The 26294-nt window shown below is 59.9% G+C and carries 24 protein-coding genes; 9 read left to right on the plus strand and 15 right to left on the minus strand.

All coding sequences use genetic code 11. The features are described from left to right. The first annotated feature begins 13 nt into the window (after nt 1-13). From BFW87_RS06040 to BFW87_RS06055, 4 genes are all read left to right on the plus strand, one after another. Nucleotides 14-268, plus strand: a complete 255-nt coding sequence (locus BFW87_RS06040; RefSeq protein ID WP_078739028.1) for a type II toxin-antitoxin system prevent-host-death family antitoxin — start codon at nt 14-16, stop codon at nt 266-268. Further along, nucleotides 265-519: a Txe/YoeB family addiction module toxin gene (locus tag BFW87_RS06045; RefSeq protein ID WP_078739029.1), complete on the plus strand. Its 255-nt coding sequence runs from the start codon at nt 265-267 to the stop codon at nt 517-519. The genes BFW87_RS06040 and BFW87_RS06045 overlap by 4 nt, the downstream gene beginning before the upstream one ends. Nucleotides 520-564: 45 nt before the next feature. Then, entirely contained in the window at nt 565-1068 is a 504-nt protein-coding gene (locus BFW87_RS06050; protein ID WP_078739030.1) for a DUF6622 family protein, read from the plus strand. A gap of 70 nt (nt 1069-1138) precedes the next feature. Beyond that, the gene (locus BFW87_RS06055) at nt 1139-1846 is read left to right on the plus strand and encodes a hypothetical protein (RefSeq protein ID WP_078739031.1); all 708 of its coding nucleotides are present in this window, start codon (nt 1139-1141) and stop codon (nt 1844-1846) included. Between the two features lie 171 nt (nt 1847-2017). Here the strand turns inward: BFW87_RS06055 and ptaA are convergent, their stop codons facing one another. Both ptaA and glyA read right to left on the minus strand, forming a co-directional pair. After that, nucleotides 2018-3112: a pyoverdine biosynthesis transaminase PtaA gene (gene ptaA, locus BFW87_RS06060; RefSeq protein ID WP_078739032.1), complete on the minus strand. Its 1095-nt coding sequence runs from the start codon at nt 3110-3112 to the stop codon at nt 2018-2020. Nucleotides 3113-3210: 98 nt separating this feature from the next. Beyond that, nucleotides 3211-4566 (minus strand): serine hydroxymethyltransferase, encoded by a 1356-nt coding sequence (gene glyA, locus BFW87_RS06065; RefSeq protein WP_078739033.1) that lies wholly within the window; start codon nt 4564-4566, stop codon nt 3211-3213. 265 nt (nt 4567-4831) lie between these two features. Here glyA and BFW87_RS06070 point away from each other — a divergent pair, with 265 nt between their 5' ends. Both BFW87_RS06070 and BFW87_RS06075 read left to right on the plus strand, forming a co-directional pair. Next, nucleotides 4832-5437, plus strand: a complete 606-nt coding sequence (locus BFW87_RS06070) for a helix-turn-helix domain-containing protein (RefSeq protein WP_078739034.1) — start codon at nt 4832-4834, stop codon at nt 5435-5437. Next, nucleotides 5424-6302: a queuosine precursor transporter gene (locus BFW87_RS06075; RefSeq protein ID WP_078739035.1), complete on the plus strand. Its 879-nt coding sequence runs from the start codon at nt 5424-5426 to the stop codon at nt 6300-6302. Before BFW87_RS06070 ends, BFW87_RS06075 begins: the two co-directional genes overlap by 14 nt. Before the next feature lie 151 nt (nt 6303-6453). On the opposite strand, the gene queC is transcribed toward BFW87_RS06075, so the two are convergent. The 6 genes from queC to cyoA all read right to left on the minus strand — a co-directional run bounded on the left by queC (nt 6454) and on the right by cyoA (nt 12089). Next, on the minus strand, nt 6454-7152 hold the full coding sequence (gene queC / locus BFW87_RS06080; protein WP_078739036.1) for a 7-cyano-7-deazaguanine synthase QueC: 699 nt from the start codon (nt 7150-7152) through the stop codon (nt 6454-6456). A 103-nt stretch (nt 7153-7255) separates the two neighbouring features. Continuing rightward, a complete protein-coding gene (cyoE, locus tag BFW87_RS06085) occupies nt 7256-8143 on the minus strand; it encodes a heme o synthase (RefSeq protein WP_078739037.1) in 888 nt (295 codons plus the stop codon). An 11-nt stretch (nt 8144-8154) separates the two neighbouring features. Then, nucleotides 8155-8496, minus strand: a complete 342-nt coding sequence (gene cyoD, locus BFW87_RS06090) for a cytochrome o ubiquinol oxidase subunit IV (RefSeq protein ID WP_078739038.1) — start codon at nt 8494-8496, stop codon at nt 8155-8157. Further along, nucleotides 8496-9122, minus strand: a complete 627-nt coding sequence (locus BFW87_RS06095; RefSeq protein ID WP_056858318.1) for a cytochrome o ubiquinol oxidase subunit III — start codon at nt 9120-9122, stop codon at nt 8496-8498. Before BFW87_RS06095 ends, cyoD begins: the two co-directional genes overlap by 1 nt. A 3-nt stretch (nt 9123-9125) precedes the next feature. Further along, nucleotides 9126-11144, minus strand: a complete 2019-nt coding sequence (gene cyoB, locus BFW87_RS06100; RefSeq protein WP_078739039.1) for a cytochrome o ubiquinol oxidase subunit I — start codon at nt 11142-11144, stop codon at nt 9126-9128. Nucleotides 11145-11147: 3 nt separating this feature from the next. Next, entirely contained in the window at nt 11148-12089 is a 942-nt protein-coding gene (cyoA, locus tag BFW87_RS06105) for a ubiquinol oxidase subunit II (protein ID WP_078739040.1), read from the minus strand. 27 nt (nt 12090-12116) lie between these two features. On the opposite strand from cyoA, the gene BFW87_RS32505 reads away from it, so the two are divergent. Further along, nucleotides 12117-12407: a hypothetical protein gene (locus BFW87_RS32505; protein WP_078739041.1), complete on the plus strand. Its 291-nt coding sequence runs from the start codon at nt 12117-12119 to the stop codon at nt 12405-12407. A 474-nt stretch (nt 12408-12881) separates the two neighbouring features. On the opposite strand, the gene BFW87_RS06115 is transcribed toward BFW87_RS32505, so the two are convergent. Both BFW87_RS06115 and hmpA read right to left on the minus strand, forming a co-directional pair. Further along, nucleotides 12882-13388, minus strand: a complete 507-nt coding sequence (locus tag BFW87_RS06115) for a disulfide bond formation protein B (protein WP_078739042.1) — start codon at nt 13386-13388, stop codon at nt 12882-12884. Between the two features lie 226 nt (nt 13389-13614). Next, the gene (gene hmpA / locus BFW87_RS06120) at nt 13615-14796 is read right to left on the minus strand and encodes an NO-inducible flavohemoprotein (protein WP_078739043.1); all 1182 of its coding nucleotides are present in this window, start codon (nt 14794-14796) and stop codon (nt 13615-13617) included. A 147-nt stretch (nt 14797-14943) separates the two neighbouring features. Here hmpA and norR point away from each other — a divergent pair, with 147 nt between their 5' ends. Next, nucleotides 14944-16491 carry a nitric oxide reductase transcriptional regulator NorR gene (gene norR, locus BFW87_RS06125; RefSeq protein ID WP_078739044.1) on the plus strand — a complete coding sequence of 516 codons (1548 nt, stop codon included), beginning with the start codon at nt 14944-14946 and terminating at the stop codon, nt 16489-16491. Nucleotides 16492-16614: 123 nt separating this feature from the next. Here the strand turns inward: norR and BFW87_RS06130 are convergent, their stop codons facing one another. Beyond that, the gene (locus BFW87_RS06130; RefSeq protein ID WP_078739045.1) at nt 16615-17517 is read right to left on the minus strand and encodes a DMT family transporter; all 903 of its coding nucleotides are present in this window, start codon (nt 17515-17517) and stop codon (nt 16615-16617) included. Between the two features lie 138 nt (nt 17518-17655). On the opposite strand from BFW87_RS06130, the gene BFW87_RS06135 reads away from it, so the two are divergent. Continuing rightward, nucleotides 17656-18531: a helix-turn-helix domain-containing protein gene (locus BFW87_RS06135; protein WP_078739046.1), complete on the plus strand. Its 876-nt coding sequence runs from the start codon at nt 17656-17658 to the stop codon at nt 18529-18531. A 185-nt stretch (nt 18532-18716) separates the two neighbouring features. Here the strand turns inward: BFW87_RS06135 and BFW87_RS06140 are convergent, their stop codons facing one another. From BFW87_RS06140 to BFW87_RS06160, 4 genes are all read right to left on the minus strand, one after another. Then, nucleotides 18717-21212, minus strand: a complete 2496-nt coding sequence (locus BFW87_RS06140) for a LuxR C-terminal-related transcriptional regulator (RefSeq protein ID WP_078739047.1) — start codon at nt 21210-21212, stop codon at nt 18717-18719. 342 nt (nt 21213-21554) lie between these two features. Beyond that, the gene (locus BFW87_RS06150; RefSeq protein ID WP_078739048.1) at nt 21555-22913 is read right to left on the minus strand and encodes a DUF1329 domain-containing protein; all 1359 of its coding nucleotides are present in this window, start codon (nt 22911-22913) and stop codon (nt 21555-21557) included. A gap of 26 nt (nt 22914-22939) precedes the next feature. Continuing rightward, nucleotides 22940-24730 (minus strand): DUF1302 domain-containing protein, encoded by a 1791-nt coding sequence (locus BFW87_RS06155; RefSeq protein WP_078739049.1) that lies wholly within the window; start codon nt 24728-24730, stop codon nt 22940-22942. 513 nt (nt 24731-25243) lie between these two features. Beyond that, entirely contained in the window at nt 25244-26155 is a 912-nt protein-coding gene (locus tag BFW87_RS06160) for an SDR family oxidoreductase (RefSeq protein ID WP_078739050.1), read from the minus strand. Nucleotides 26156-26294: the final 139 nt, after the last annotated feature.

Here is a 26294-nt window from a genome sequence, read left to right on the forward strand (position 1 = left end):
TGAGGACATCCCAATGGAAACCATCAATTACACCAACGCCCGCGCTCATCTGTCTGAAACAATGGATCGGGTTAACGAAGATCACATCCCACTGTTGCTCACCCGGCAAAAAGGTGAGCCGGTGGTCATGATCTCGTTATCTGAATTTAATGCCCTTGAAGAGACGGCCTACCTGCTGCGCTCGCCTAAAAACGCCGAACGCCTGATCAACTCGGTCAACAGTTTGCGAGCTGGTAAAGCCAAGCCAAGGCGGTTAATTGAAGAATGAAAATACTCTTTACCCCTGAAGGCTGGGACGACTATCTCTGGTTTCAACAGAACGACAAGGCAGGGCTCAAGCGTATAAACCTACTGATCAAAGCTATTCAAAGGGACCCATTTGATGGCGTAGGGAAACCTGAACCGCTCAAGCACAACCTGAGTGGTTTTTGGTCCAGGCGAATCACCGCGGAGCATCGTCTGGTGTATGGAATAAAAGATGATGAGGTACAGATTTTGATGTGCCGTTATCACTACTGACGCGCCCCCCCCGCCCTACAACATTTCTGCAAGGAAAGCCCCGCCATGCTCGACATCCTCCAAGGCACGCCCCTGTGGGTATACGCCGTCTACCTGCTGATTTGTTACTACGGCATCAAGGCCTGCCTGGGCGGCCGTGAGAATCGCCGGTCGCTGATGATCCTGCCGGTGGTGCTGGTGGTGTGGTCGCTGATGTCGCTCGCGCCATCGCTGTTATCGAGCAGCGCTTGGGTAGGCGGCGCGGTGCTGGGCAGTCTGGTGGGGTTGGTGCTGTTCAACGCCAACGGCGCCCGGCTCGATGCCAATGGCGAGACCCTGGTGTTGCCGGGCACGTGGAAAACCCTGCTGATCTCGCAGCTGTTCTTCGCGGTGAAATACTACTTTGGCTACCAGCAAGCGGTGCACCCGCTGTTGCTGAGCACGCCAGAGATGCTGATGGCAGTGGGCGGTGTGTCGGGTTTTACCGTTGGTCTGTTCTGTGGACGGGCCGTGCGGCTGCAGCGGGCGCTGAACGCTTTGCGGCGTGATAAGGGCAGTGTGCTGCCTTGACCTGATCCCCCTCGGCGCTGAAAATGCGCGACGCTTTTTGTCTCCCGTTTACTGAAGTAGTGAAATTTCAATGTCCGATTCCTATACCCCCGAAGAATCCGTAGTCGCTTTGCACGCCAAAGCTGAATACGAAAACGCCATCAATCTTTCACAGCACGTGCCAGCGGCCAAGATCATCAGCGAGATGGTGCTGGACGCCTTTCACACCTCCAAGGAAAGCGACCAGATCCGCGAATTGCGCATCGCTATCCGCCAGGCTCACGACGCCTTTGACGACGACAAGGCCTACGACCTGATGGGCGAGCTCAAGCAACTCAAAGACGCCGAAGCCGCCGACAACATCGCTCTGGAAGACCTCAGCAGCAAGTTCTCGATCAGCCGCATCCTGTCCAGCTTCAAGGACGACCCGGCGTTTCAGGAGTTGGTCTACGGCCTGGCCCTCAAGGTGCTGAACCAGAGCCACCAGGCCATCAGCAACCCAAGCGCCGGCAAGGGCAAGGCTGCACGGCCGAAGAAAGAAGCCGAAGTGTTTGTGATCAGCAAAGATGGCATCAGCGTCACCCTGCCGCTGCGCACGCCGCGTTCCAAGCTGAACGTTGACCGTGAGGCGTTTGAATTCCTGGGGTTCAGCTTTGTCGGGGAAGGTGATGAAGCCGAGCTGGACGTTGAAAGCTTTGTGGACAATTCGGGTGCCGAGCAGCCGCTGAGCCGCAAAAGTGTGATCACGGCGCTTCAGCAGCAGACCGCGTTCGATGGGTACAGCATCGCGCAGCAGTAATGCCGCTGAACTAAATGTGCCGATCGTTCCCACGCTCTGCGTGGGAATGCATGTTGTGACGCTCTGCGTCACCTGGCGCAGGACCTTAACTACCCGCCGAGTTCGGGACGCGGAGCGTCCAAGGCGGCATTCCCACGCGGAGCGTGGGAACGATCAAGTATGTGTTCCAGCTCAACCAACGCGCTGAACCTGCGCCGCGAAGACTTCGCGAAAACGCTGCATCTCTCGCCGGTTGCCCACAGTGACGCGCACCCATTGCGGCCAGTTTTTCCAGACCCGTCCGATCATCACGTTGTGCGCCGCCAACCGCTCCACCACCTGTTCGGCGGGCTGCTTCACGTCAATCATGAAGCAGTTGCTCTGCGATACCGTGCAGGCGAACCCGCGGGCTTTGAGCCACGCCACGGTTTCGTCGCGCACTTGCACATTGAGCGCCTTGCGCTGCGGCAGCAGCTTGATGTCTTGCAGGCTGGCCCGGGCGCCAAGCAAGGTGGAGGCTGCGGGCACGTTGTCACCGCCAAACACCGCCAGCCGTTCCAGCAACGCCGGATGGCCGATCGCCAGGCCCAGGCGTGCGCCGGCCATGCCGTAGATTTTCGAGAAGGTGCGCAGCACCAGCAGGTCGTCGTGGTCCTTGACCCAACTGACACAACTGGGGGCGTCGGCGAAATCGATATACGCTTCGTCCACCACCAGCACGCTGCCTTGGGGTTTGTTCGCCAAGGCGTGGCGGATCGCCTCGGTGGGCGTCAGGGTGCCGGTCGGGTTGTTGGGGTTGCACAGGTACAGCATGCCCGCCCGAGGATCAGCGGCGAGCATGGCGGGGATGTCATGGGCGTGCGTGGCGTCCAGGTTCACCTCATGCACCGGCACCTTGCGTGACTCGGCGGCCTGGCGCGGTACTTCGTAGGACGGCGTGGCCATCACCAGGCCACGAGTTGCGTCGGTGAACGCCAGGACCGCGTAGCGCAGCGCCGCCATGGACCCTGCAAACACAGCCACTTGCTCTTCGGCGATGCCTTGCTGCTCGGCAAACAAGGCAGCCAACGCGTACATATCCGGGTAGGGATAGCGCCCGGACGTTGTAATTCCCCGCTGCATGGCCTCACGGGCAGCGCCGGAGGGGCCGTAGGGGCTTTCGTTGTAGTTGAGAAGCACCTTGTCAGACGTTACCGGCAGCGGGCTGGCAACCGCCCAATCCAGGCGGCCCAGCACCGGCAATGCAGCACCGAGGGCGAGAAGAGAACGACGACTTACGCTGACCATGGTGACAACTCCTGGCAGACGGGGAATGAATTCGCACGGCTCGTACAGAGGAGTATGACGAGGAAAGTGTCGGCCGATTTAGCCGGGCCGCCGAGGACTCAGTGCTCCAGGTAGTCGGCAATCGGGTAGCGGGCGCACAAGGCGTCCACTTCCGAACGCAATTGCTCACGCACCGAAGGTTCCAGGTGGTACTCCAGCTCGTCCAGCGGCGTCACGCTGTCGAGTACCCGGCACACCAGCGCCACAACCTGGCAAGCGCCTTCGCGGTCAAGCTTGCGTTGCGCGAGGGCGCCTGTACCGATGCACACGCCGCTGGTGACCGCCGAGGAGCGTGTATCGCCAGGCACACGGTGTTTGCTCAGCAGCAGGCCACAGCTTCCCAGCGCTGACTCTGCGATGGCACCGGTCAGGGCGCCACGCAGGCGGATCAGCACCGTGTGGTTTTCACTGCACCCGCCCACCACCTCGACATCACGCGCCTCAAACCCACGGGCCAATTCATCGGCAAGCGTACGAACCCGGCCCATGCAAGCGTCGAACTCAGCCGACTTCGCGTAGCCCAGCGCCGCCGCTTTGGCGGCAATCATGTTCATCGCCGGCGCTCCCTGCATGCGCGGGAACACCGCGTGATCAAGGACGCGGCTGAAGGTCGAACGCAAGCCGGGCACTTTGGTGTGCGCATCACGGCCAGACAGAATCAGCCCGCCACGGGGCCCGCCCAGTTGCTTGTGGGTGCAGGTCACGGTCACATGGGCCGCGTTGATCGGGTTCGGATGGCGCCCCGTCGCCACCAGCCCGGCGATGTGGGAAATATCAGCGAGGAGGATGGCACCCGCCTCGTCGGCAATGGCGCGAAACCGCTCGAAATCCACCACCCGCGAATAGGCCCAGGCGCCGCAGAGGATGATGCGCGGGCGATGTGCGAGGGCCAGGCTGCGCACCTGTTCATAGTCAATCAAACCCGCGGAGGTGGTGCCGTAGCGAATGGCTTTGTAGTAGGCGCCGGTGAAGACTGCCGGGCTGCCGAGGGTCAGGTCGCCCCCCTGGTCATGGGCCATGCCGAGCAGGGTGTCGCCGGGTTCAAGCAGCGCCGAGAGCACCTGAGAGATCGCGCTGGAGGCCGAGTGGGATTGCACCGCGGCGTAGTGGGCGTCGAACAGCTCCCGTGCCCTGCGGATGGCCAGCAACTCGACCCGGTCGGCAACCTCGCAGCCGGTGCCGTGGCGTTTGCCCGGCATGCCTTCGGCCGTCACGTTGACCAGCGCCGAGGCGCAAGAGACCAGGATGCTCGGCCTGACGGTACTGGAGGAGGACATCAGAGAGAGTGTGTGATGCTGCCGGCTGACTTCGGCATCGAGGAGGCTGGCAAGCTCGGGGTCTTCGGCTTGCAGATCCGCCAGGCCACGACGCAGCAGGTCGGCCTGGACTTCAAGTGGTGCGGTGTTGACTGCCATCAGTGCGCTTCCCTTCCCTGTTGTTGCGTGCCGGTTCGTCCTGAACCGAGGCGTTCAATTAAACAGGAAATTAAACATTTTCCAAATTAAATGTTCTTTTTTGCACGCCCGCGCCTCAGCTCAACCGCGAGGACAAACAACCGGGACTTTATTATTGGGCCCCACGCGTGCAACACTCCCGCCGCCGCGAGGCCTGAGGCGCGGGCGCGCCCTCGTGCTGCGGTGTAAAAACGGACGGTTATGACGAAAAGGAAGTGGTGAGCACGTGATACACAGACGGGAAAAAACCGCGAACTTGAAGAGCAACATCAAGTATTTGATCAAGAGCCGTGGCGAAACGCAGCTGTCGTTGTGCAGTGCCGCCGGCCTGACCAGGACCACCATCTACAACATCCTCGAAGGCAAGGTCGTCAACGTACAGCAGTCGACCATCCGCAAGATCTCCGACTTCTTCGGCGTTTCCTACGACGAAATCGAGACCGTCGATTTTGAAGCCAAGGAAATCATCGAAAGCAGTGTTTCCCCTCAGGGCAACATGAACCCGGCGGCGGTGCCGGTTCTCAAGGAAAGCCTGGTTATCCAAAACCTCGACAAGCGCATTGGCGAGCTGGCGACCTTGTACCCGCTGACCTACTACTTCGGCGCTTGCCACAACCTGATCGGCGTGCGCCTTGAGCACGCGATTCCCGGCATCAATGAGCCGGGCGATTTGCTGATCGTGCAAAAAGGCGCGTCGAGCCCCGGCAAAGAAAAGCTGGTGTACGACCGGGCCACCAAAAAGATGTTCATCACCCTTGAAGCCTGCGTCAGCTCAGACCGCCTGTGTGTGGTCGGCGATATCATTGAGGAGCGCTTCAATGACCACGTATGAGGCGGGCCTGGAAAACAGCAAATACAAACTGCTGGGTTTTGAGAATGACAAGAGCCTGGCGGTGATCATGGTGATTGCCACCGGCAAGGTCATCAAGATCAAGCTGAGTGAAGTCATCAACAGCGAAATAATGGACAACCTCAATAAAATGGAAGTTAAGAACATGTACAAGAAGTTTTATTCACAGGGAGGAACCCTCACGGCCTATGACATAAACGACCGCAATGAGAACTCCTGGATGATCTACATCATCCTGAACCTGTTGCTGTTCACGTTTTATATATTCACCAGCATTGCCGCGACCAAACCCATTTACCTGGAATCGATGGGCATCATCGTCACGCCGGGCACGTTTCTTTACCCGCTGACCTTTTTGATCGTGGACCTGCTCAACGAGCAATTCGGCCTGCGCCTGGCCAGACGGGCCATTCTGTTTGCGTTTGCCAGTAACGCGATGATCATTATCCTGCTCTACGGCTCGACGTTCCTGCCGGGGCTGCCGGGCTGGAAACTCGATGGGCCTTACAATGATGTGATCATTCAAGTGTCCTCGGTACTGGTGGCGTCTTCGGTGTCGTTCCTGGTCTCGGAGAATATAAACTCGTACTTGCTGTGCAAGATCAAAGAGCTGACCAATTCCAAATACCTGTACCTGCGTATTTTCCTCAGTACGTTCTTTGCAGTGATCATCGACAGCTTTTTGTTCTGCTTTATCGCCTTCTACGGTGCGATGCAGACCAGTGACATCCTGAGCATGATTTACGTGCAGATCGCTATCAAAGTCGGCTTTGCATTCTTCAACATCCTGCCCGCCTACGGCGCGCGGGCGCTGTTCAAGCGCTGGATTACCGGTACGGCCAGCTGATGTAATTCGCTCTAAATGTGGGAGCTGGCTTGCCTGCGATACAGACACCTCGGTGTTTCAGATGAACCGGGGTGATGCTATCGCAGGCAAGCCAGCTCCCACACAAGCCAGCTCCCACATTTTGACCGAGTACAGTTTGCGTCCCTACACGCTAGCTCAGCTGCAACTTGCCTTTCAGGCTTTGCATCACAGCCGCCTGGTTCTGCAAATACTCATTCAAACCGCGTGCACGCAGGTTACACGCGTCGCAATTGCCGCAGCCCGTGCCGAGGATGCCGTTGTAGCAGGTCAGGGTCTGTTCGCGTACCAGGTCCAGGCTGTTGTGGTAGTCGGCCAGCGCCCAGGTCTCGGCCTTGTTCAGCCACATCAGCGGCGTGTCCAGGCGCAGCTTGTATTCCATGCCCAGTTCCAGCGCCTTGTTCAACGCCTTGACGAACTCGTCGCGGCAATCCGGGTAGCCGGAGAAGTCGGTTTCGCACACACCGGTGATGACGGTCTCAGCCTTCACCTGATAGGCGTAGATCGACGCCAGGGTCAGAAACAGGATATTGCGCCCCGGCACAAAGGTGCTGGGCAGGCTGTCGCCCGAGCTGTCCACGGTCGGCACGGGAATGTTGTCGCGGGTCAGGCTGCTGATGGCCAGCTCGTTGAGCAAGGACACATCCATCACTTTGTGCACGGTGGCGCCCAGCTGTTTGGCGAGCTTCTGGGCGACTTCAACTTCGGCCACATGGCGCTGGCCATAGTCGAAGGTGATGCAGTGCACTTCGTCATACAGTGGCAGTGCCTGGATCAGACAGGTCGTCGAGTCCTGGCCGCCACTGAACACCATCACGGCTTTCTTGGTCATTACGTTGCTTCCTGCAGTTTAAAAAGGTGGGGATAGTTTAAAGGCCCGGCCATAAAAAACCCCGCGCTTCTTTCGAAGGCGGGGTTTTTTACGACTCATTGACTCAGCGTGCGTAGGTCAGCAACAGCTCTTTGGGTACCTGGAAATCCAGAGACATCATCACGCTGAGCGCGGTGATGGTGAAAATCGAGAACACGAACAGCTTGCGCGCCCACACGGTGTCATCCACCGCTTTGTAGCCGGTCCAGGCCATGTACAACCAGTACATGCCCATGGCCGCCGCGACGGCGAGGTAGCTCATGCCGGCGTAGCCACTGAAGGTCAACATCAAGGTCGCCACGAGGAAAGCCAGGATGTAGAGCAGGATGTGTTTCTTGGCGACCTGGATGCCACGTTTAACCGGCAATACCGGAATCGACGCAGCCAGGTAGTCATTGAAGCGGAAGATCGCGATGGCATAGGAGTGCGGCATCTGCCAGAGGCTGAACATCACCAGCAGCACCAGCGCGGCCATGTCGAAGCTATTGGTTACAGCCACATAACCAATCACCGGCGGCATCGCCCCCGACAGACTGCCCACCAGCGTGCCGTGAACCGACTTGCGCTTGAGGTACAGGCTGTAGAGGCCAACGTAGATGACAAAGCCGATCACGGCAAACAGCGCCGCCAACGGGTTGGCCACCTTGTACAACAGGACTACACCGGCAACACCCAGGACGGTCGCGAACAACAGTGCCAGTTTCAGGGAGATAAGGCCCTGCACCAGCACGCGGTTCTTGGTGCGTTCCATCTTGATGTCGATGTCACGGTCGATGCAGTTGTTGAACACGCAACCGGAAGCTACCACCAGGGACGTACCGATCATGGCGGCCAGGAAAATGGCCAGATCGACATGTCCCTTGGAGGCCAGGAAGAAACCGCCTGCCACAGAAAGCACGTTACCGAAAATGATCCCCGGTTTGGTGATTTGGATAAAGTGCTTAAGCGACATCGGGTCTTACCTCACTTCGCCATCATGAACGTATGGATGCTGAACATGATCCATACCGACAGGCCAACCAGCAGCAGGATTACGAGACCTGCGAACACGAACGCAATCACGTTATCGCGCTGAGCCTTCGAACGGTCCAGGTGCAGGAAGTACACCAGGTGAACCAGAACCTGAATCACTGCGAAGGCCAGCACGATCATCATCGTGATGGATTTCGGCAGGGTCGGGTACATCACCAGACCAAACGGGATCAGCGTCAGGATTACCGACAGGATGAAGCCGATGGCGTACGACTTGACGCTGCCGTGGCTTGCATCATGGCTGTCATGGTCATGGGAGTGTGCATTAGCCATTACAGAGTCCCCATCAGGTAAACAACGGTGAAGACGCAGATCCAGACCACGTCCAGGAAGTGCCAGAACAGGCTCAGGCAGCTCAGGCGAGTCTTGTTGGTGTTGGTCAGGCCGTGTTTATTGACCTGATACATCATCACCGCCATCCACAGCAGGCCGGCAGATACGTGCAGACCGTGGGTGCCTACCAGCGTGAAGAACGCGGACAGGAAGCCGGAACGGTGCGGGCCGTAGCCTTCGGAGATCAGCAGGTGGAACTCGTTGATCTCCATGCCGATGAAGCCCAGGCCGAACAGGAAGGTCAGTGCCAACCAGCTCAGTACGCCTTTCTTGCTGCCCTTGTAGAAGGCCAGCATGGCGAAGCCGTAGGTGATCGAACTGAACAACAGCAAGGCGGTTTCGCCGAGCACGTAAGGCAGTTCGAAGATGTCGTGGCCCGACGGGCCACCCGCTACGTTATTTACCAGTACCGCGTACACCGCGAAGATCGACGCAAACAAAATGCAGTCGGTCATCAGGTAGAGCCAGAAACCGAAAACGGTCATCGGCCCCGAGTCGTGGTGATGGTCATCGTGCCCATGGTCATCGACATGGGCGTGTCCAGCATTGGTCACTAAGTTCGACATGGTTTAAGCCTGTTCCAACGAGGTTTCTACACGGTTGGCCGGGATCTTCTTCTCGGCTACCAGGCGAGCGTGTTGCTCGGCTTCGATGCGTTCGATCGTCTCGACCGGCACCATGTAGCCTTGATCATCACGCGCTGCGTGAATGATGAAGTAACCGATGGTGCCAACCAGGCCCACGATTGCCAGCCACCAGATGTGCCAGATCATCGCGAAACCGAACACGGTCAACAGCGCGCCCATCACCACGCCAGTGGCGGTGTTGTTCGGCATGTGGATCGGCTCGTAGTGCGCAGGCTTCTGGTACGCAGTACCGTCTTCCTTGGCTTCGGTGAAGGCATCGATCGTGTTCGCGGTAGGAATCACAGCGAAGTTGTAGAACGGCGGAGGCGACGAAGTCGACCATTCCAGGGTGTGGCCATTCCATGGGTCGCCGGAGTCGCAAGCGTTCTGCTTACGGTCACGGATACTCACGTACAGCTGGATCAACTGGCAGGCGATACCGGCAGCGATCATCAACGCACCGAACATGGCAACGTACAGGTACGGTACCCACTCAGGGTTGGTGGTAGCGTTCAGACGACGGGTCATGCCCATGAAGCCCAGTGCATAGAGCGGCATGAATGCGACGAAGAAGCCCGAGATCCAGAACCAGAATGCAGCCTTGCCCCAGCCTTCGTGCAGCTTGAAGCCGAACGCTTTCGGGAAGTAGAAGCTGAAACCAGCGATGTAACCGAATACCGCGCCGCCGATGATCACGTTGTGGAAGTGAGCGATCACGAACAGGCTGTTGTGCAGTACGAAGTCAGCACCCGGGATGGCCAGCAGTACGCCGGTCATGCCGCCGATGGCGAAGGTCACCATGAAGCCCAGGGTCCACAGAACCTGGCTGGTGATGCGCAAACGGCCGTGGTAGATGGTGAATAGCCAGTTGAATAGCTTCACCCCCGTCGGGATGGAAATCAGCATCGTCGCCAGCCCGAAGAAGGCGTTGACGCTGGCCCCCGAGCCCATGGTGAAGAAGTGGTGCAGCCAAACCATGAAGCCCAGTACAGAGATCGCGCCCGATGCGTAAACCATCGAGTGGTGACCGAACAGGCGCTTGCCGGTAAAGGTCGAGATCACTTCGGAGAAGATACCGAACGCTGGCAGGATCAGGATGTACACCTCAGGGTGCCCCCATGCCCAGAACAGGTTCACGTACATCATTGGATTGCCACCAAGTTCATTGGTGAAAATGTGGAAATCCAGGTAACGGTCAAGCGACAGCAGCGCCATGGTAGCGGCCAGGATCGGGAACGAAGCCACGATCAGGACGTTGGCCCAGGTGCAGGTCCAGGTGAAGATCGGCATGTCCATCAGTTTCATGCCAGGGGCGCGCATTTTCAGGACGGTGGCCAGGAAGTTGACCCCCGTCAATGTCGTCCCGAGCCCTGATAACTGTAGCGCCCAGATGTAGTAGTCCACACCCACGCCAGGGCTGTACTGGATACCCGACAACGGCGGATACGCAACCCAGCCGGTCTTGGCGAATTCGCCGACGCCCAGGGACAGGTTGATCAGCACAACGCCGGACACCAGCAGCCAGAAGCTCAGGGAGTTCAGGAACGGGTAGGCAACGTCACGCGCACCGATCTGCAGCGGCAAGGCAAGGTTCATCAGGCCGGTGAAGAATGGCATCGCCATGAAGATGATCATGATCACACCGTGAGCGGTGAAGATCTGGTCATAGTGTTCAGGCGGCAGGTAGCCAGGCGAGCCCTCGGTGGCCATGGCCAACTGGGTACGCATCATGATGGCGTCGGCAAAACCACGCAGCAGCATGACCATGGCAACGATGACGTACATGACACCGATTTTCTTGTGGTCAACAGAGGTCAACCACTCGGTCCACAGGTAGGTCCATTTCTTGAAATACGTGATTGCAGCAAACAGTGCCAGACCACCCAGCGCGATCATGGCGATGGTCACCATCACGATCGGCTCGTGGAACGGGACCGCATCCCAACTTAATTTACCAAACATCGTTTACTCCTCTGCCCCAGCAGTTGAATGCGAGCCCGTGTCAGAACCTTCAACCGCGGCCACTTCTTTCTTCTCGTGCTTGACCGGCTTGCCTGGCTTCATACCTTCGTACTTGTCGACGATTTTCTGAAACAGGTCCGGCTCATACGTGGAGTACAGAGCGACTGGGTTGTTCTGGCTTGGTTTGGTCAGGGCGTCGTATCCAGCTTGATCAAGCTGTTTAGGTGCGGCCTTGACATCGGCTACCCAGGCGTTGAAATCTTCCTGGCTCGTCGAGATCGCTTTGAATTTCATGCCGGTGAAGCCAGCGCCGCTGTAGTTAGCGGAGATGCCTTCCATTTCAGCTTTTTCGTTGGCGATCAGGTGCAGGCGGGTCTGCATGCCTGCCATCGCATAGATCTGGCCGCCCAGAGCAGGGATGAAGAACGAGTTCATCACGGCGTCGGAGGTGATCCGGAAGTTAAGCGGGGTGTTTTCCGGGAAACGGATTTCGTTGACCGTGGCGATACCCAGGTCCGGGTAGATGAACAGCCACTTCCAGTCCAGCGCGACCACTTCGATGTTGATCGGCTTGACGTCGGATTCCAGCGGACGGTACGGGTCCAGCTCGTGGGTCGACTTATAGGTGATGTAACCCAGGGCGATGATGATGAGGATCGGAACCAGCCACACCGCGATTTCAATCTTGGTGGAGTGCGACCACTTCGGCGCGTAGGTAGCGCTGGTGTTCGACGCGCGGTATTTCCAGGCGAAGGCGAAGGTCATGATGATCACAGGCACCACGACCAACAGCATCAGCAGGGTGGCGGTGATGATCAGGTTTCGTTGATCCAGACCGACCTGACCTTTAGGGTCGAGCAAGGTCCACTTGCAGCCTCCCAGCATTAACATCATGCCGAGCAGCGGCAAAAAGCCTAGTAATCGGGGGTACCTGTTTTTACTCATCTCACGACCTCTAAAGCAGCTTGCGCAATGCAGTTGGGTTTTGATCGCCAACACTTCACCCTGCCAAGGGTTGGCATTTCTCTTCGATTGAATAAGAGCCTGCCCGTCACGCCATATCTGTACGTTTCACGGACCTGCGGTGAGTTCTTATTCGATTTCGTGGTTAAAGGCCTTGTTACAGACCAATTCCATTTGGTGCGGAAAGTTGAAAGGCTACCGGAACCTGGGGTCGCACAGAGCCATCCATCTGCCCCTCGACCGCTCCAATGCTCAAAGATTGAACAGCACCGGACATTCAGTGCGGGCGATTGTAGTTAGCTAGCGATGTATAAACCATGTCTTATAAAGAAATAATTTTTATCGATTCAAGCAACAATCCTTCACCAATCTTGCAAAGGTTCGGGATCTTATCGTGTTCGATTCTTCACAAAAACCACAAAAATTGCCGTGTTATTGGGCAAAGCGCCACTTCCCTTACAGCTTGTAAGGGCATGCAAAACGGATCCAAGCCCCCAGAAAACAAGGCATTTGGACAACCGTGATCCGTTGGCGAGGCGCGATGATCGCGGCGCCGTGCAAACCACGAACTGACAGCACAAATTGACCATCTGGCGCAAATTTATGGGCCGGTGCGGCGTGTCAGAAACGTCCTGCGACAGCGTCCGTGTGACAACATGTCGCACGCTGTGCGCACCTGAAGTTGCCGCTCGTCACAGCCCTTTCACAAAACCCTACAACCGAAAACGCCCCGGCCTACCTTCAAGGAGGGCCGGGGCGTTCAGGTGAAAGGACTCAGGCTTTGCGTTGGCGATTGCGGTAAATACCCAGAGGCACCAGGATCACCGTCAGCACGAACGCCACCAGCGCCCACTGCGCCAGGGACAGACCCAGGATCGGCGGGTACGGCGTGCTGCAGAAGCCATCGACCTGGAAGCCCAGAGGGAACACCTTGGCCAGCGGCAGGTCATCGACGATCGGCTGCAGCACGTCGATGCCGCAGCTGACTTCAGGGAAGAACTGGGTGTACACGTGGTGACCGGCTGCCGCCACGCCCCCCAGGGCGCTGAGCACTACCAACCCTTCAAACAGGTTGACCGCGCCTTTTTTGCGCATCGCGGCGCCGATAAACGCGAACACCGCGATCAGCAGCAAGGCATAGCGTTGCAGGATGCACAGCGGGCACGGCGCCTCGCCCAACACCACTTGCATGTACAGCGCCCCGCCGATCAGCGCCAGGCAGATGATGCCCAGCAACACCAGAAAGCGCCGCTCCCGGCCCAATCGCAATTCGTCACTCATCCCCGTTTCCCTTTGTCGTTGTGCCTGATGGCCGCAAGTTTACACACAGAGTGTGGTTAAAACAGAGAGGGGTTAACGGGGGATTAATCTGGAGGAATAGAGAAACAAATGTGGGAGGGGGCTTGCTCCCGATGACAGTGGGTCAGCCTCAGATAAGCTGACTGACCCACCGCTATCGGGAGCAAGCCCCCTCCCACATTTTGTGCCGGTGTTGTTGCCGGATAAATTATTCCAGGGCCGAGGCCGGGCCGAAGAATTCATAGCGCGCTTGTTTGTCCGGCACGCCCAAGGCTTTGAGATGGCGCTTGATTGCCGCCATAAAGCCTTTAGGGCCGAGGAAGTACGCATCCAGATCACGCCTCTCAGGCAACCACTCGGCCAGTTGCTCCTGGCTCAGCATGCCGACTTTATCCGCCGCCGGGCTCACGCCGTCATCTTCGGCGTAGCAGTAAAAGCGTTTGAGTTGCGGGTGCTTGGCCGCAAGAGCATCCACCCAATCACGGAACGCATGCACCCCGCCGTTACGCGCGCAGTGAATAAAGTGCACCGGCCGCTGGGTCGCCAGCGCCGCTTCAAGCATCGGCAATGTTGGCGTAATGCCCACCCCGCCGCTGATCAGCACCAGCGGCTTGTCGCTGGCAGCCAGTGTGAACTCACCGGACGGCGGGAACAGGTCGATGGTTGCGCCGACGTGCATCTGGTCGTGCAGATAGTTGGACACCCGCCCACCGGCTTCGCGCTTGACGCTGATGCGGTACAGGCCGGCATCGCTCAGCGCCGACAAGGAATAGTTGCGGCGCACTTCTTCGCCATCGAGCACCAGCTTCATGCCGATGTACTGGCCCGGCGCGGCCGCCAGGATCGGGCCGTTATCCACCGGGGCGAAATAGAACGAGATAATCTCGTCGCTCTCCTCCACACGTTTGACCAGCAGGAATGGCCGCGCACCGCGCCAGCCGCCCGGGGCCTGGGCTTTTTCGTCGTAGATGGCGGCTTCAGCGCCGATCAGGATATCGGCCAACTGGCCATACGCGGCGCCCCAGGCACTCATCACTTCAGGCGTGGCGATCTCGTCGCCCAACACTTCAGAAATGGCGCGCAACAGGCAAGCACCGACAATCGGGTAGTGCTCCGGCAGGATCTGCAGGGCCACATGTTTGTTGATGATCTTGGCGACCAAGTCGCCCAATTGGTCCAACTGATCGATATGCCGCGCATACATCAGCACGCCATTGGCCAACGCGCGGGGCTGGTCGCCGCTGGCCTGGTGGGCCTGATTGAACAGCGGGCGAACTTCCGGGTACTCGGAGAGCATCATCCGGTAAAAATGAGTGATCAGCGCTTCGCCACCGCTTTCCAGCAGGGGCACAGTGGATTTGACGATGGCACGGTCTTGGGCACTAAGCATGGCAGACTCCTGGGTCTATTAACTGATTACCCTTGGTTACTCAGTATTCGTGCCAACTTATATATCGTTATATTTCAACAGCTTAAATATAATGTAGTCAGAATGACTTCATACGATTTATAGTCATAAGGACTACAAGGAGTCATTATGACTGCGCAATCGCTGCTCACCACCCTGCTGCCTCTGGTCGCTGACCTGTCCCGCGAACTGCCTGAGGGCGAGCGCTACCGCCGCCTGCTGCACGCCATGCGCGCCCTGCTGCCGTGCGACGCCGCCGCGTTATTGCGCCTGGATGGCGAGTGGCTGGTGCCGCTGGCCGTAGACGGCTTGAGCGCCGACACTCTGGGTCGGCGCTTCAAGGTCAGCGAACATCCGCGCTTTGAGGTGCTGCTGAGCGGCCCCGGCCCTACCCGCTTCGACAGCGACAGCGAATTGCCCGACCCTTACGACGGCCTGGTCGATGGCCTGCATGGCCATTTGGAAGTGCACGACTGCATGGGCTGCCCGCTGTTTATCGACGACGAACCCTGGGGCCTGCTGACCCTGGACGCGCTCGACACCGAGCGTTTCGAGCGCGTCGAACTCGACGCCCTGCAAGCCTTCGCCAGCCTTGCGGCGGCCACGGTCAACGTCGCCGAACGCATCGAACGCCTGGCCCTGCGCGCCGAAGATGAGCACCAGCGCGCCGAGATCTACCGCCAGGCCAGCGGCCAGCAGCACAAGGAAATGATCGGCCAGAGCAAGGCGCACAAGCGTCTGGTGGAAGAAATCAAACTGGTGGGTGGCAGTGACCTGACCGTGCTGATCACCGGCGAAACCGGGGTGGGCAAGGAGTTGGTCGCCCAGGCGATCCACGCCGCATCATCACGCGCCGATAAACCGCTGATCAGCCTCAACTGCGCGGCCCTGCCGGAAACCCTGGTGGAAAGCGAGCTGTTCGGCCACGTGCGCGGCGCCTTTACCGGCGCGCTGAATGAGCGCCGGGGCAAGTTCGAGCTGGCCAATGGCGGCACCTTGTTTCTGGATGAGGTCGGCGAGTTGTCGCTGACCGTGCAGGCCAAGTTGCTGCGCGTGCTGCAAAGCGGGCAGTTGCAGCGCCTGGGCTCGGACAAGGAACACCAGGTGGACGTGCGCCTGATCGCCGCCACCAACCGCAACCTCGCCGAAGAGGTGCGTAATGGTCGCTACCGCGCCGACTTCTACCACCGCCTGAGCGTGTACCCGCTGCAAGTGCCGGCGCTGCGTGAACGTGGACGCGATGTGTTGCTGCTGGCCGGGTTTTTCCTCGAACAGAACCGCTCGCGCATGGGCCTGGGCAGCCTGCGCCTGACAAACGACGCGCAAACGGCGCTGCTGGCCTACAACTGGCCGGGCAATGTGCGCGAGCTGGAACATTTGATCGGACGCAGCGCGCTCAAAGCCCTGGGAAACTGTCGCGAACGTCCGAAGATTTTGAGCCTGAGTGCCCAGGACCTGGATTTGCCGGATGTGAGCGCGCCGCCGGTGATTGAAGCACCGACCGAGCCGGCCCCTGTCGTCACGGGCGACCTGCGCCAGGCCACCGAGCACTATCAGCGCCAGATCATCAGCGACTGCCTGGAGCGCCACCAGCACAACTGGGCCAGCGCCGCCCGCGAACTCGGCCTGGACCGCGCCAACCTCGGCCGCATGGCCAAGCGCCTGGGCCTCAAATAACCCTGTCAAATGTGGGAGGAACTCAGTCAACTGTGGGAGCTGGCTTGCCTGCGATAGCGGTGCGTCAGTGAAAGATGAGCTGGCTGACAGACCGCCATCGCAGGCAAGCCAGCTCCCACAGTTTTAAGCCTGTTTCGCTCTGAAAACCGGGCTTGCAGGCTTCGGCTTACGAAACACCAACACATTCCCCAGCATCACCAACACCAACCCCATCAATGCCGGCGCCGTCCACTGATAGCCCTCGGCAAACGCCGACACATTCAACGCCACCACCGGAAACAGCACCGTGCAATACGCCGCCCGCTCCGGCCCCATGCGGCCTACCAGCGTGAGATACGCGGTAAAACCAATCACCGACCCCGGAATGACCAGGTACCACAGCGCCCCGACATACCGCGCGCTCCAGTCCATCTCAAACGGAATCCCGCGCACCGCGCAGTAAGTCGCCAGCATCGCCGAGCCATAGGCCATGCCCCAGGCATTGGTGGTCAACGGCCGCAGCCCGGCCTTTTGTTGCAGGCTCGAGAGCATATTGCCGGCCGAAAAACACATCGTCCCCAGCAGCGCCAAACCCAGCCCCATCAGGGTTTGCGGGCTGGCGGTGTGGCCCACCAGTTCCGGCCAGAACAAAAAGCCCAGCCCTATCAACCCGAGCGCGCCGCCCATCAACACATTGCGCGCCACGCGCTGGCCGAAGAACACCCGCGCATTCAAGGCGTTCCACAACGTGGCCGTGGAAAACACCACCGCCACCAAGCCGCTGGGGATCCACTGGCTGGCCGTGAGGAAACACATGAAGTTCACGCAAAACAGGCACAACCCCTGCGCGAGGCAGATCAAATGCCCGCGCCGGTTCATCACCTGCAACTTGCGGCTGAGCAGCAACAGCACAAACAGCACCAGCGCCGCGAGGCCAAAGCGATAAACGATCGACACGGGAATCGCCACCACGCCCAGTTGCCATTTCAGCGCAATCCAGGTGGTGCCCCAGATCAGCACGGTGAGTAAATACAAGAAAAGGTTCATAGCGGGCTCCGGTGATTGAGCCACAGTGTCCCCCGCCTTCAGGCCTGACCTCTTGCACATTCTTGCGCTTTTGTCGGGTAGCGGGATCACAGCGCACGCCGCGCGGAGTAGGATGCAAGGCGTCGGAGAGTACACGCCATGCCTGATCTGGAATCCCTGCAAGTCTTTCAAGCCCTTAACCGCTCGCCCCATGCACGCCTTGAAGCCTGCGCCGAGCTCGGTGACGGCTTGTCTGCGGCCTTGTGGAGCAACCACCACGATTCTCAGGACTATCAGGCGCCGACCCATCACACCCTGTCGTGCTACGTCGGCGGCGGCACCGGCACCTTTCGCCGCGACAGGCCCGGCACGAAGGGCGGCCCCGACAAGCTGTGCATCCTGCCCGCCGAGCATCAGTCGGCTTGGGTGATCAACGGCGAAATCCGCCTGGCCCACGTGTATTTCAGCCCGGAGCAATTCGCCCTTGGTTGCGTCACCCTGCTTGATCGCGAGCCGCGTGAATTACAGTTGCGCGAAAGCACCTTCCTTGAAGACGCCAGCCAGGCCCGGCGCTTTCACCAGTTGATCGCCCTTAACTGGCACGAGCCCGCCGAACGCTTGCTGACCAGCAGCCTGGCCCACGAAATGCTCAGCCACACCCTGCTCAGCCAGGTCGGCGCGCGTGAAGGCTTGCGCTTGAAAGGCGGACTGGCTGCGCACCAGCGGCGGCTGTTGGTGGACTACATCGACCATCATCTGCAAGACCCGATCAGCCTGGGCCAATTGGCCGGGTTGTGTGCGCTGTCCGAATACCATTTCGCGCGGATGTTCCGCCAAAGCTTCGGCTTGCCACCCCACCAATACCTGTTGGCGCGACGCCTGGCCCGCGCGCAAGCCTTACTGCGCGGCGGCGCGCTGCCCTTGGGTGAAATCGCCTGGATGTGCGGCTTCTCCAGCGCCAGCCACTTCACCCACCGCTTTCGCCAAGCCATGGGCGCCACACCCGGGGAATACCGCCAAGCGTTCTGTAGCTGAGGGGCTGAGCTTCTATGGCGAGCGGGGCTTGTGTGGCAAGCGAGCTTTTGTGGCGAGCGGGCTTGCCCGCGTTGGGCTGCGAAGCAGCCCTAAAAACCAACGCAGAGGAATACCTGATACACCGCATTCATCCTTACTGGGGGCGCTTCGCACCCCAACGCGGGCAAGCCCGCTCGCCACAAAAGCTAGGCCATCAACCCCAACGTCTTGGCCTTGGCCACCGCCTGAGTTCTTCGCTCCACACCCAGCTTGCTGTGAATACGCCGCGCGTGGGTCTTCACCGTGTGCAGGGAAATAAACAGTCGGTCGGCGATTTCCAGGTTGGAATTGCCCGAGGCGATCAATTGCAGCACTTCCAGCTCCCGATGGCTCAAGGGGTTTTCCACCGCCCCGGTGGGCGACGCTTGAGTGTCCAGACCCAACTCGCTCAGCAGCCCCGGCGAGCGTAAACGCAACTCGCGAACAGCCTGCTGCACCTGGCAGCGCGCGGCCAGGCCAAGGCCGGTTTGCAGGGTGAAACGCGCCAAGCTCGAATCCCCCAACTGCCAGGCGACTTCGCCCAGCACCAACTGCAGCTCGGTTTCCAGGCACAGCATGCCGCGTTGTTGCGCGCCCTCCAGCAAGGCGGTGAGCCGCACGATCGGCTGATCGGCGCACCCCAGTTTCACCTCGGCCAGCACCAGCAGATATTCCAGGCGCGGGATCAGCTCCAGGGTGGCCGGTGGCGCCTGCCGCGCCTGTGGTCCGCGAAAGTGACGCAACACCCGGCGCACCGCTTCGACGGTCAATTCAGCGCGGCCCTGTTGCAGCCAGAAATGCCCACTGACCAACAGCAGCACCGCGCGGTACACCGTATCCGGCACATGGCGTTGCTGCATAAGCCGCTCGGCCTCGCGCAGTTGAATAAACGCCTGGGCGTAATCACCGCTGTTGGCGGCCAGCAGCGCCAAGCCGAGAAAGCCGTACAACACACGCTTGTCCTGGCTGTGCAGGCACTTCTTCAAACCGGCGGCCAAGCACTCGCTGGCCAGGCTGTCCTGCCCCTGGCGCAACGCCAGATGCCCGCGCCGCAAAGCGATCCGCCCCACCAAAGGCCCGGCGTTGAGGCGCTGCTGCTGCAGCATTGCCTGCACGTTTTCCAACAGACTTTGCGCGCGATAGGGCGCGCCGCGCTGCTCCAGCAGTTGAGCGTGATCCAGTTCAAGCAGCGCTTCCAGCACCAGCGAGCCATGGGCGCGCGCCAGACACAGGGCTTCGCGATTCAAGGCCTGGGCCACGTCCAGTTCGCCGCGCAGCAAGGCTTGCTGGGTCAGGCCCGACAGGCACATCAGGCGCGAGGTCCAGGCGCTGTCGGGCAACGCCTGCAGGGCTTCCAGAAAATGCGTGCGGGAACGCTCGGCATCACCACTCAAATGCAACAGCCAGCCGCATTGCGCCTGCCAGCGCGCCAACAAATAGCGTTGCTGCGCCGCCGTCGGCTGTGGCGCAAACCGGGCCAACTGATCAATGCACACGCCCGCCTGATCAAAGCGCCCGGCAAACAACAAGGCCGCCGTCACCAGCCCGACCAATTGCGCCGAGCCAAGCATCAACTCGTCGCCATGCTGCTCATGCAGGCGTAACAAGAGGGCGGCGTTTTGCTCGCGAAACAAATCCTCGAAGCTGAAGTGCTGCAACAGGCTCACCGCCACTTCGTATTCTTCGGCCAGCAGCGCCTGCTCGAACGCTGCCTGCCAGTCACGCTCGGCGGTGAACCACTGGCACGCGCGCCGATGCCAGGAACGCTTGGCCGGCCAGGGTTCATCACGCAGTAGCCGCGCCAGCGGCGGGAAGACCTGCAGCCAGTCGCTGGTGTCTTCCCACGGCTGGATAAACGCGCCGAGGGCCTGTAAATCGCGCAGGTACTGAGCGCCGTCGCCCGCGCCGAACAGATGCCCACACAGGCTCGGGTTGAAACGCGGCAGATGGGCCAGCACGCGCCAGGCTTCGGCCAACTCCGCAGGCAAGGTGCTGAACAGTTCGTGTTGCAGGTAGTCGAGCAGCGTCTTGTCGGGATGGCCGTCGCCCAGCATGGCGATGCGCACACCGGCGCACCAGCCGGCACTGAATTGCATGACACTGTCGACGGTTTGCCCGGGACGGAGCATCTCCTGGATGTGCGCCTGGGTGAATGACAAGTCACTGCACTCCAGCAACTCATCGTCGAGCAACAGGCGCGGCCAATTGCACAGCGGCCGCCGCCGTGCCCCCAGCCACCAAGTCAGCGCGGAGCTGGCGGTGGTGAGCAAACGGTCGAGCAAGGCGTCCAGTTCGGGCGCGGGTTGGCGGCAGAAATCATCGAGAAAAATCCAGGCCGTGATGTGCCAACGGCTCAGGTCCAGCAGCAACGTGGCTTCATCGACAAAGGCCAGACCCAGGTGTTGGGCCAAGCGCTGACAGAAATCAGCGGGATTGAGCTTACCGCCATTGAGCGCCAGCCAATACACCTGGCATCCCGCCGGTGCTTGCAGGGCGCACTCGGCGAGCAACGCACTCTTGCCGCTGCCTCCCGGCGCGCACAGCAATTTCACCCTGGCGGGTGCGGCCAGCAAAGGCTCGGTGAGATGAGGGCGCAACAGATGGTGGGCGGACAGCCGGGGCATGAATCCAGGACGGTCCAGGAGGCGTGTCATGGCGGTCATTGCTGCATCCTGCTTTTTTATTGTTATGCAACCTGACGCTTACCCTAGTCCTGTGGCTGGCGGTTGTTGAAGAAGTATTCAGCGCAATGATTGAAAGGCATGCACAAAACCCAATGTGGGAGCTGGCCTGTGTGGGAGCCGGGCTTGCCCGCGATGCAGACGACTCGGTATTTCAGGTTGATCGTTCCCACGCTCTGCGTGGGAATGCCGCCCTGGACGCTCCGCGTCCCGAAGTCGGCGGACAGTTAAGCTCCTGCGCCAGGTGACGCAGAGCGTCACAAGATGCATTCCCACGCAGAGCGTGGGAACGATCAGCAACATGGGAGGTGTTTCAGATGAGGGTTAGCGAACGCCCTCGGACCTCAGCGCCGCCGGCGTGTAATCCGCCGCCTTCGCCGCGAAGCCGAACACAAAGCTGTGCTTCTCCTCATTCTTCATGCCCAGCGCGATGTAGCGCCCGGCGATGATGTCGTACAGCGTTTCCACGGTGTACGCCGGCACCTGGTGGTCGTAGTAAAACTGCGCATGCCCTTCAGCGACGCGCCACAGTTGACCACGGCCGTCATAGTGATCCACCAGCGCAACCTGCCAGCTGTCTTCGTCGATGTACATGTGGCGCTTGGCGTAGATATGCCGCTCGCTCGGCTTCACGGTGCCGACCACTTCCCACACGCGGTGCAGCTCATAGCGGGTCAGGTCCTGGTTGATGTGCCCGGCCTTGATGATGTCGTCGTACTTGAGGGTTGGCGAATCAAGCTTGTAGCTGTTGTAAGGGATGTACATCTCTTTTTTGCCGACCAATTTCCAGTCATAGCGGTCGGGGGCGCCGGAGAACATGTCGAAGTTGTCAGTGGTGCGCAGGCCGTCGGACGCGGTGCCCGGGCCGTCATAGGAGACTTGCGGCGCACGGCGTACGCGGCGCTGGCCGGCGTTATAGATCCACGCCAGACGCGGTTCCTTCACCTGGTCGAGGGTTTCGTGCACCAGCAGCACGTTGCCGGCCAAGCGCGCCGGGGCCGTCACCGATTGCTTGAAGAAGCTCAGCACGTTGGCCGCCTTGGCCGCATCGATATCCGGAATGGCCTGTGGCACCGCCACTTCTTCTTCAAAGCGGATCGGCGTGTAGCTGCCGTTGGTCTGCGGGGTGGCCTGGGTGATGATGCGCTTGAGGTTGCCACCGTGGTAACGGGTGATGTGGTTCCACAGCACTTCTACGCCATTTTTCGGAATCGGAAACGCGTAGTAGCGATTGCCGGTGAAGTTTTCCAGGCCGTTACCGTCGTTGATGGCCTTGACGTTCAGTGCGCTGCGCTTGATCGACTCGTAAATGTCGGGTGGCAGGTTGACCGTGCGGTGGGTCGGGTACACCGGGATCTTGTAGGTCTCGGGGTAGCGTTTGAACATCGCCACCTGGCCGTCGGAGAGTTTGTCTTTGTACTTGTCCACCGTGGCGGCGGTGATCACGAACAGCGGCTTTTCATTGGCGAACGGGTCGGCGAGGAAGCCCTTGCTGTCCACCGCGCCAGCGTTTTTCGGGATGCCGCCGGTCCAGGCCGGGATCGAGCCGTCGGCGTTGCCGGCTTTTTCGGCGCCGACCGGAGTCAAGGTGGTGCCGAGCTTGGCCGCCTCTTCGGGCGACACGGCCGCCATGACGTGGGTGGCGAGCAAACTCAGGGCCATCACTGCAATCATCTTGTGCATAGGTTGTTGTCCTTCTTTAAACCAGATCAGAAGTTCACGCCGAAGCTGAGGGCGATAAAGTCGCGGTCGGTCAGGGTGTTGTAGTCGCCGCCAAAAAAGTCGGTGTAGCTCAGGCTCGCGGTGTAGGTGTTGCGGTAGTCCGCGTCCACGCCGACGCTGATCGCCTTGGCGCCTTCGTTGAAGATGCCGTTGGGGCCGTAGCCGCTGACGTCATGGGACCAGGACAGATTGGGCTTGAGGTTCACCCCGGCAAATACGTTGTTGTAATCGAGGATCGCCCGGGCGCGATAACCCCAGGAGTTGGCGGTGACAAAACCGTCGGTATCGCCCTGGAACCCGTAGGCGCCGAACACCGAGTCGCGGCCGTAACGCAGCCTGGTTTTGGCTTCCAGCCCGCCCACATGCACAAAGGCTGCTTCGCCTACCAGCGTCAGGCGTTCAGCGCCCAGCACCTGGTCGAAGAACTGGGTCATGGTGCTCTGGATCTGGGTGATTTCCTTGCGGCGGTAGCCTGCGTTATCCGAGCCAAACGAACTGCTGATCGGTGAGGCGGTGTTGCCCGCAATCGGGTTGACCAGGGCCAGCGTCAGGTCGGTGGTGTTGAGTTGCACCGGCGCATTCGGCCGGTAGCTGATCTCGCCGGTCCATGCCGTGCCGGTGGGCAAGGTGGTGGAGAAGCTGGCGCCGTAAAGACGGATGTCTTCCGGGTAATCGAGGTAGTACTGGCCACGGCCAAGCATGGTGCTCTGCGCCAAGCCTGCGCCGCTGCCGGGCGCAATGGCGTTGGCGGTGGCGGCGATACGGCCGATGGTGGCCAGGTTGGTGTTGGCTGTGATGGTGCCCACGGTTGGTGTGCGGCTGTGGTAATTCATGAAGTACAGGCCGTACTCGGTGTCATCGCCGAGCCAGCGCAAGGCCGCGCCGAACTGGCCACCGTCGCGCGCCTCGCGGTCGTTGGCACGTTGCACCACCACGCCTTCGCGGGTCACCTGAAAGCCCTGACCAAAGCGCGCCGCCACCGGCTGCAACGGCGCAATGGCCGGGCTGCCAACCGTGTAGTTGTTGTTGCAGCCGTGAGCCACTACGTCGTTGCCGAAGAAGGTGCCGCAGTTATCCACCACGGTGTTTTCCCAGTTCAACTGGTAAAAACCTTCGACGGACAGTTGGTTGGTCAGGCTCTGGGAGGCAAACAGCATGTTGACCGGAATCAGGCCTTCCTTGATTTCGGCGCCCGGACGGCGGAACGCCGAGACGTCGATGGGGTTGATGCTGTTGATCGAATTACCGATAAACGTACTTTCGCCCCAGCTCACCACCTGCTTGCCCACGCGCACGTTGCCCGGCAGGTCGCCGATGGAATAATTGTGATAGACGAAGGCATCCAGCAGCTCATAGCCGGACGAGCGCGCGCCTTCGTCGCGGTGGTGATTGCTGATCTGCTTGAATTCGCGGTCTTCGTCCTGCAGCTCGAAGTCGTACCAGTACTTGCCGCGCACAAACACGCCGCTGTCGCCGTATTTGAGCTCCAGGTCGTGAATGCCTTTGAAGATCTTGGAGAAGGTCTCGCCCTTCTTGAAGTTCAACCGCCCGTCATCACCGGTGGACGCCTGCCCCGTGCCGCCGTTGGGAATGCCCACCAACTTTTTGTCGGCATCGCGCATGCCCCAACTGGCGCCGACTGACAGCGAAGAATCGAATTGCCCTTCGATCTCGCCAATGTTGAACGAAACAGCCTGCGCCTGGGCACAGCACCCCAGCGCAACCGCCGCGGCGAGCGCCTGTGGCGTGAAGATGGCGCGCATTGTTGTTTTTGTCATGCGTCTTCCCCGGTGAGTGACAGAAGGCCCCACCCTACTGCCGGCTATCAGGAGGGATAAGCGCACCAAGGAGGTATTCGTGTTGTCGCTCGAAAGGATTAGAGGACGCGCGGGCCGGGGTTTGGGCGGGGCCATGGATCGGGTAGATGGGCCGTTATCAGGGGGATGGATCGCGACACCCTGAACGCTCGTTCCCACGCTCTGCGCGGGAACGATCATTACGTTTTGTGTAACAGTCCTTGTCGTGAACCGCTATTACTCATTTTGTTACAAGCGACTATGCTTGCCGGGCTTTCAGGGCAAATGGCCCGCCGGCGTAAATGCCGGAAAAGTCAGATTCCAATAGATTGTCCCAATGTATCAATCTATTACCGCTGTTCACTGACGTTGATTTGTCGCTCCTTGATCCAACGTCTTACTTCGGCCGCTGCCTTTGCAGCGGCCTTTTTTATGCCTCAAAAAAAACAGGGCGCCATCAGCGCCCCGTGGGATTAAACAGCGTTCAAGCAACGATCAGAGGCTGAACTTCTGCAAGTTGGCCATCATCTCTTTCAACGCTTCGATATTGTCCTTTGGGTGAGCTGCGCCTTCAAAGTCGCAGATCTGCGCCCAATGCGCCACCACATCATCCGGCGTAAAGCCGGCCTCTGGGTCAAAGCCCATACCGAGGCTACGCTCCCAGCGGGTCTTGCCGATCCAGCCGCCGCCCACTTCAAACAGCCCCGAGGTTTCCTGGCAGGCTTCGCTGCCGAGGAACACCACCAGCGGGCTGACCAGTTCGGGCTTGAGGCGCTCGAATACTTGCGGCGGAATCAGGCCTTCGGTCATGCGCGTGCCGCCGGTGGGGGCAATGGCATTGACCAGGATGTTGTTTTTACGCCCTTCCAGCGCCAGGGTTCGGGTCAACCCATAGAGGCCAAGCTTGGCCATGCCGTAGTTGGACTGGCCAAAGTTGCCATAGATGCCCGAGGTGGACGCGGTAAAGATCACCCGGCCATAACCCTGCTCGCGCATATGCGGCCAGGCGGCACGGGTGACTTTGTAGGCGCCTTCGACATGCACCCGGTAAACCAGGTCCCAGTCGCTGTCTTCCATTTTGTGGAACGTCTTGTCGCGCAGGATGCCGGCGTTGTTGACCACCACGTCGACACGGCCAAACACGTCGAGGGCGTTCTGCACAATCTTGTCGCCGTCGGTGACGGAGTCGTGATTGGCTTCGGCAACCCCGCCCGCCTCCCGGATTTCAGCCACAACACGGTCCGCCGCCGACGCATTGGCGCCCTCGCCCTGGGTCGAACCGCCGAGGTCATTGACCAGCACTTTGGCGCCGTGCCGGGCAAACAGCAGTGCATGGGCCCGGCCCAACCCGCCGCCGGCACCGGTGACGATCACGACCTTATCCTTGAACTGCACTGACTCACTCATACCGAACTCCGCTGGCGACAATAGGAATGGGTTGAGTGTCACGCAGGCGGCCTCTGGTCACAATAAACACGGCCGAGGCTGAATGGTGCTCGATAAGGCAGCGGGATGATTGCGTGGGAGCTGGCTTGTGTGGGAGCTG

It is taken from the genome of Pseudomonas fluorescens, assembly GCF_002022275.1.
GTDB classification, from domain to species: Bacteria; Pseudomonadota; Gammaproteobacteria; order Pseudomonadales; family Pseudomonadaceae; genus Aquipseudomonas; species Aquipseudomonas fluorescens_AJ.

Excerpts from the sequence above, each read along its gene's own strand:
- cyoB (WP_078739039.1), bottom strand. The coding sequence starts at position 11,144 with ATGTTTGGTAAATTAAGTTGGGATGCGGTCCCGTTCCACGAGCCGATC.
- BFW87_RS06135 (WP_078739046.1), top strand. The coding sequence starts at position 17,656 with ATGCCTGATCTGGAATCCCTGCAAGTCTTTCAAGCCCTTAACCGCTCG.
- cyoE (WP_078739037.1), bottom strand. The coding sequence starts at position 8,143 with ATGTCGCTTAAGCACTTTATCCAAATCACCAAACCGGGGATCATTTTC.
- BFW87_RS06140 (WP_078739047.1), bottom strand. The coding sequence starts at position 21,212 with ATGACCGCCATGACACGCCTCCTGGACCGTCCTGGATTCATGCCCCGG.
- BFW87_RS06130 (WP_078739045.1), bottom strand. The coding sequence starts at position 17,517 with ATGAACCTTTTCTTGTATTTACTCACCGTGCTGATCTGGGGCACCACC.
- norR (WP_078739044.1), top strand. The coding sequence starts at position 14,944 with ATGACTGCGCAATCGCTGCTCACCACCCTGCTGCCTCTGGTCGCTGAC.
- BFW87_RS06055 (WP_078739031.1), top strand. The coding sequence starts at position 1,139 with ATGTCCGATTCCTATACCCCCGAAGAATCCGTAGTCGCTTTGCACGCC.
- BFW87_RS32505 (WP_078739041.1), top strand. The coding sequence starts at position 12,117 with ATGCAGTTGGGTTTTGATCGCCAACACTTCACCCTGCCAAGGGTTGGC.
- cyoD (WP_078739038.1), bottom strand. The coding sequence starts at position 8,496 with ATGGCTAATGCACACTCCCATGACCATGACAGCCATGATGCAAGCCAC.
- BFW87_RS06095 (WP_056858318.1), bottom strand. The coding sequence starts at position 9,122 with ATGTCGAACTTAGTGACCAATGCTGGACACGCCCATGTCGATGACCAT.
- hmpA (WP_078739043.1), bottom strand. The coding sequence starts at position 14,796 with ATGCTTAGTGCCCAAGACCGTGCCATCGTCAAATCCACTGTGCCCCTG.
- BFW87_RS06040 (WP_078739028.1), top strand. The coding sequence starts at position 14 with ATGGAAACCATCAATTACACCAACGCCCGCGCTCATCTGTCTGAAACA.
- queC (WP_078739036.1), bottom strand. The coding sequence starts at position 7,152 with ATGACCAAGAAAGCCGTGATGGTGTTCAGTGGCGGCCAGGACTCGACG.
- BFW87_RS06045 (WP_078739029.1), top strand. The coding sequence starts at position 265 with ATGAAAATACTCTTTACCCCTGAAGGCTGGGACGACTATCTCTGGTTT.
- BFW87_RS06150 (WP_078739048.1), bottom strand. The coding sequence starts at position 22,913 with ATGCACAAGATGATTGCAGTGATGGCCCTGAGTTTGCTCGCCACCCAC.
- ptaA (WP_078739032.1), bottom strand. The coding sequence starts at position 3,112 with ATGGTCAGCGTAAGTCGTCGTTCTCTTCTCGCCCTCGGTGCTGCATTG.
- cyoA (WP_078739040.1), bottom strand. The coding sequence starts at position 12,089 with ATGAGTAAAAACAGGTACCCCCGATTACTAGGCTTTTTGCCGCTGCTC.
- BFW87_RS06050 (WP_078739030.1), top strand. The coding sequence starts at position 565 with ATGCTCGACATCCTCCAAGGCACGCCCCTGTGGGTATACGCCGTCTAC.
- BFW87_RS06155 (WP_078739049.1), bottom strand. The coding sequence starts at position 24,730 with ATGACAAAAACAACAATGCGCGCCATCTTCACGCCACAGGCGCTCGCC.
- BFW87_RS06075 (WP_078739035.1), top strand. The coding sequence starts at position 5,424 with ATGACCACGTATGAGGCGGGCCTGGAAAACAGCAAATACAAACTGCTG.
- BFW87_RS06160 (WP_078739050.1), bottom strand. The coding sequence starts at position 26,155 with ATGAGTGAGTCAGTGCAGTTCAAGGATAAGGTCGTGATCGTCACCGGT.
- glyA (WP_078739033.1), bottom strand. The coding sequence starts at position 4,566 with ATGGCAGTCAACACCGCACCACTTGAAGTCCAGGCCGACCTGCTGCGT.
- BFW87_RS06115 (WP_078739042.1), bottom strand. The coding sequence starts at position 13,388 with ATGAGTGACGAATTGCGATTGGGCCGGGAGCGGCGCTTTCTGGTGTTG.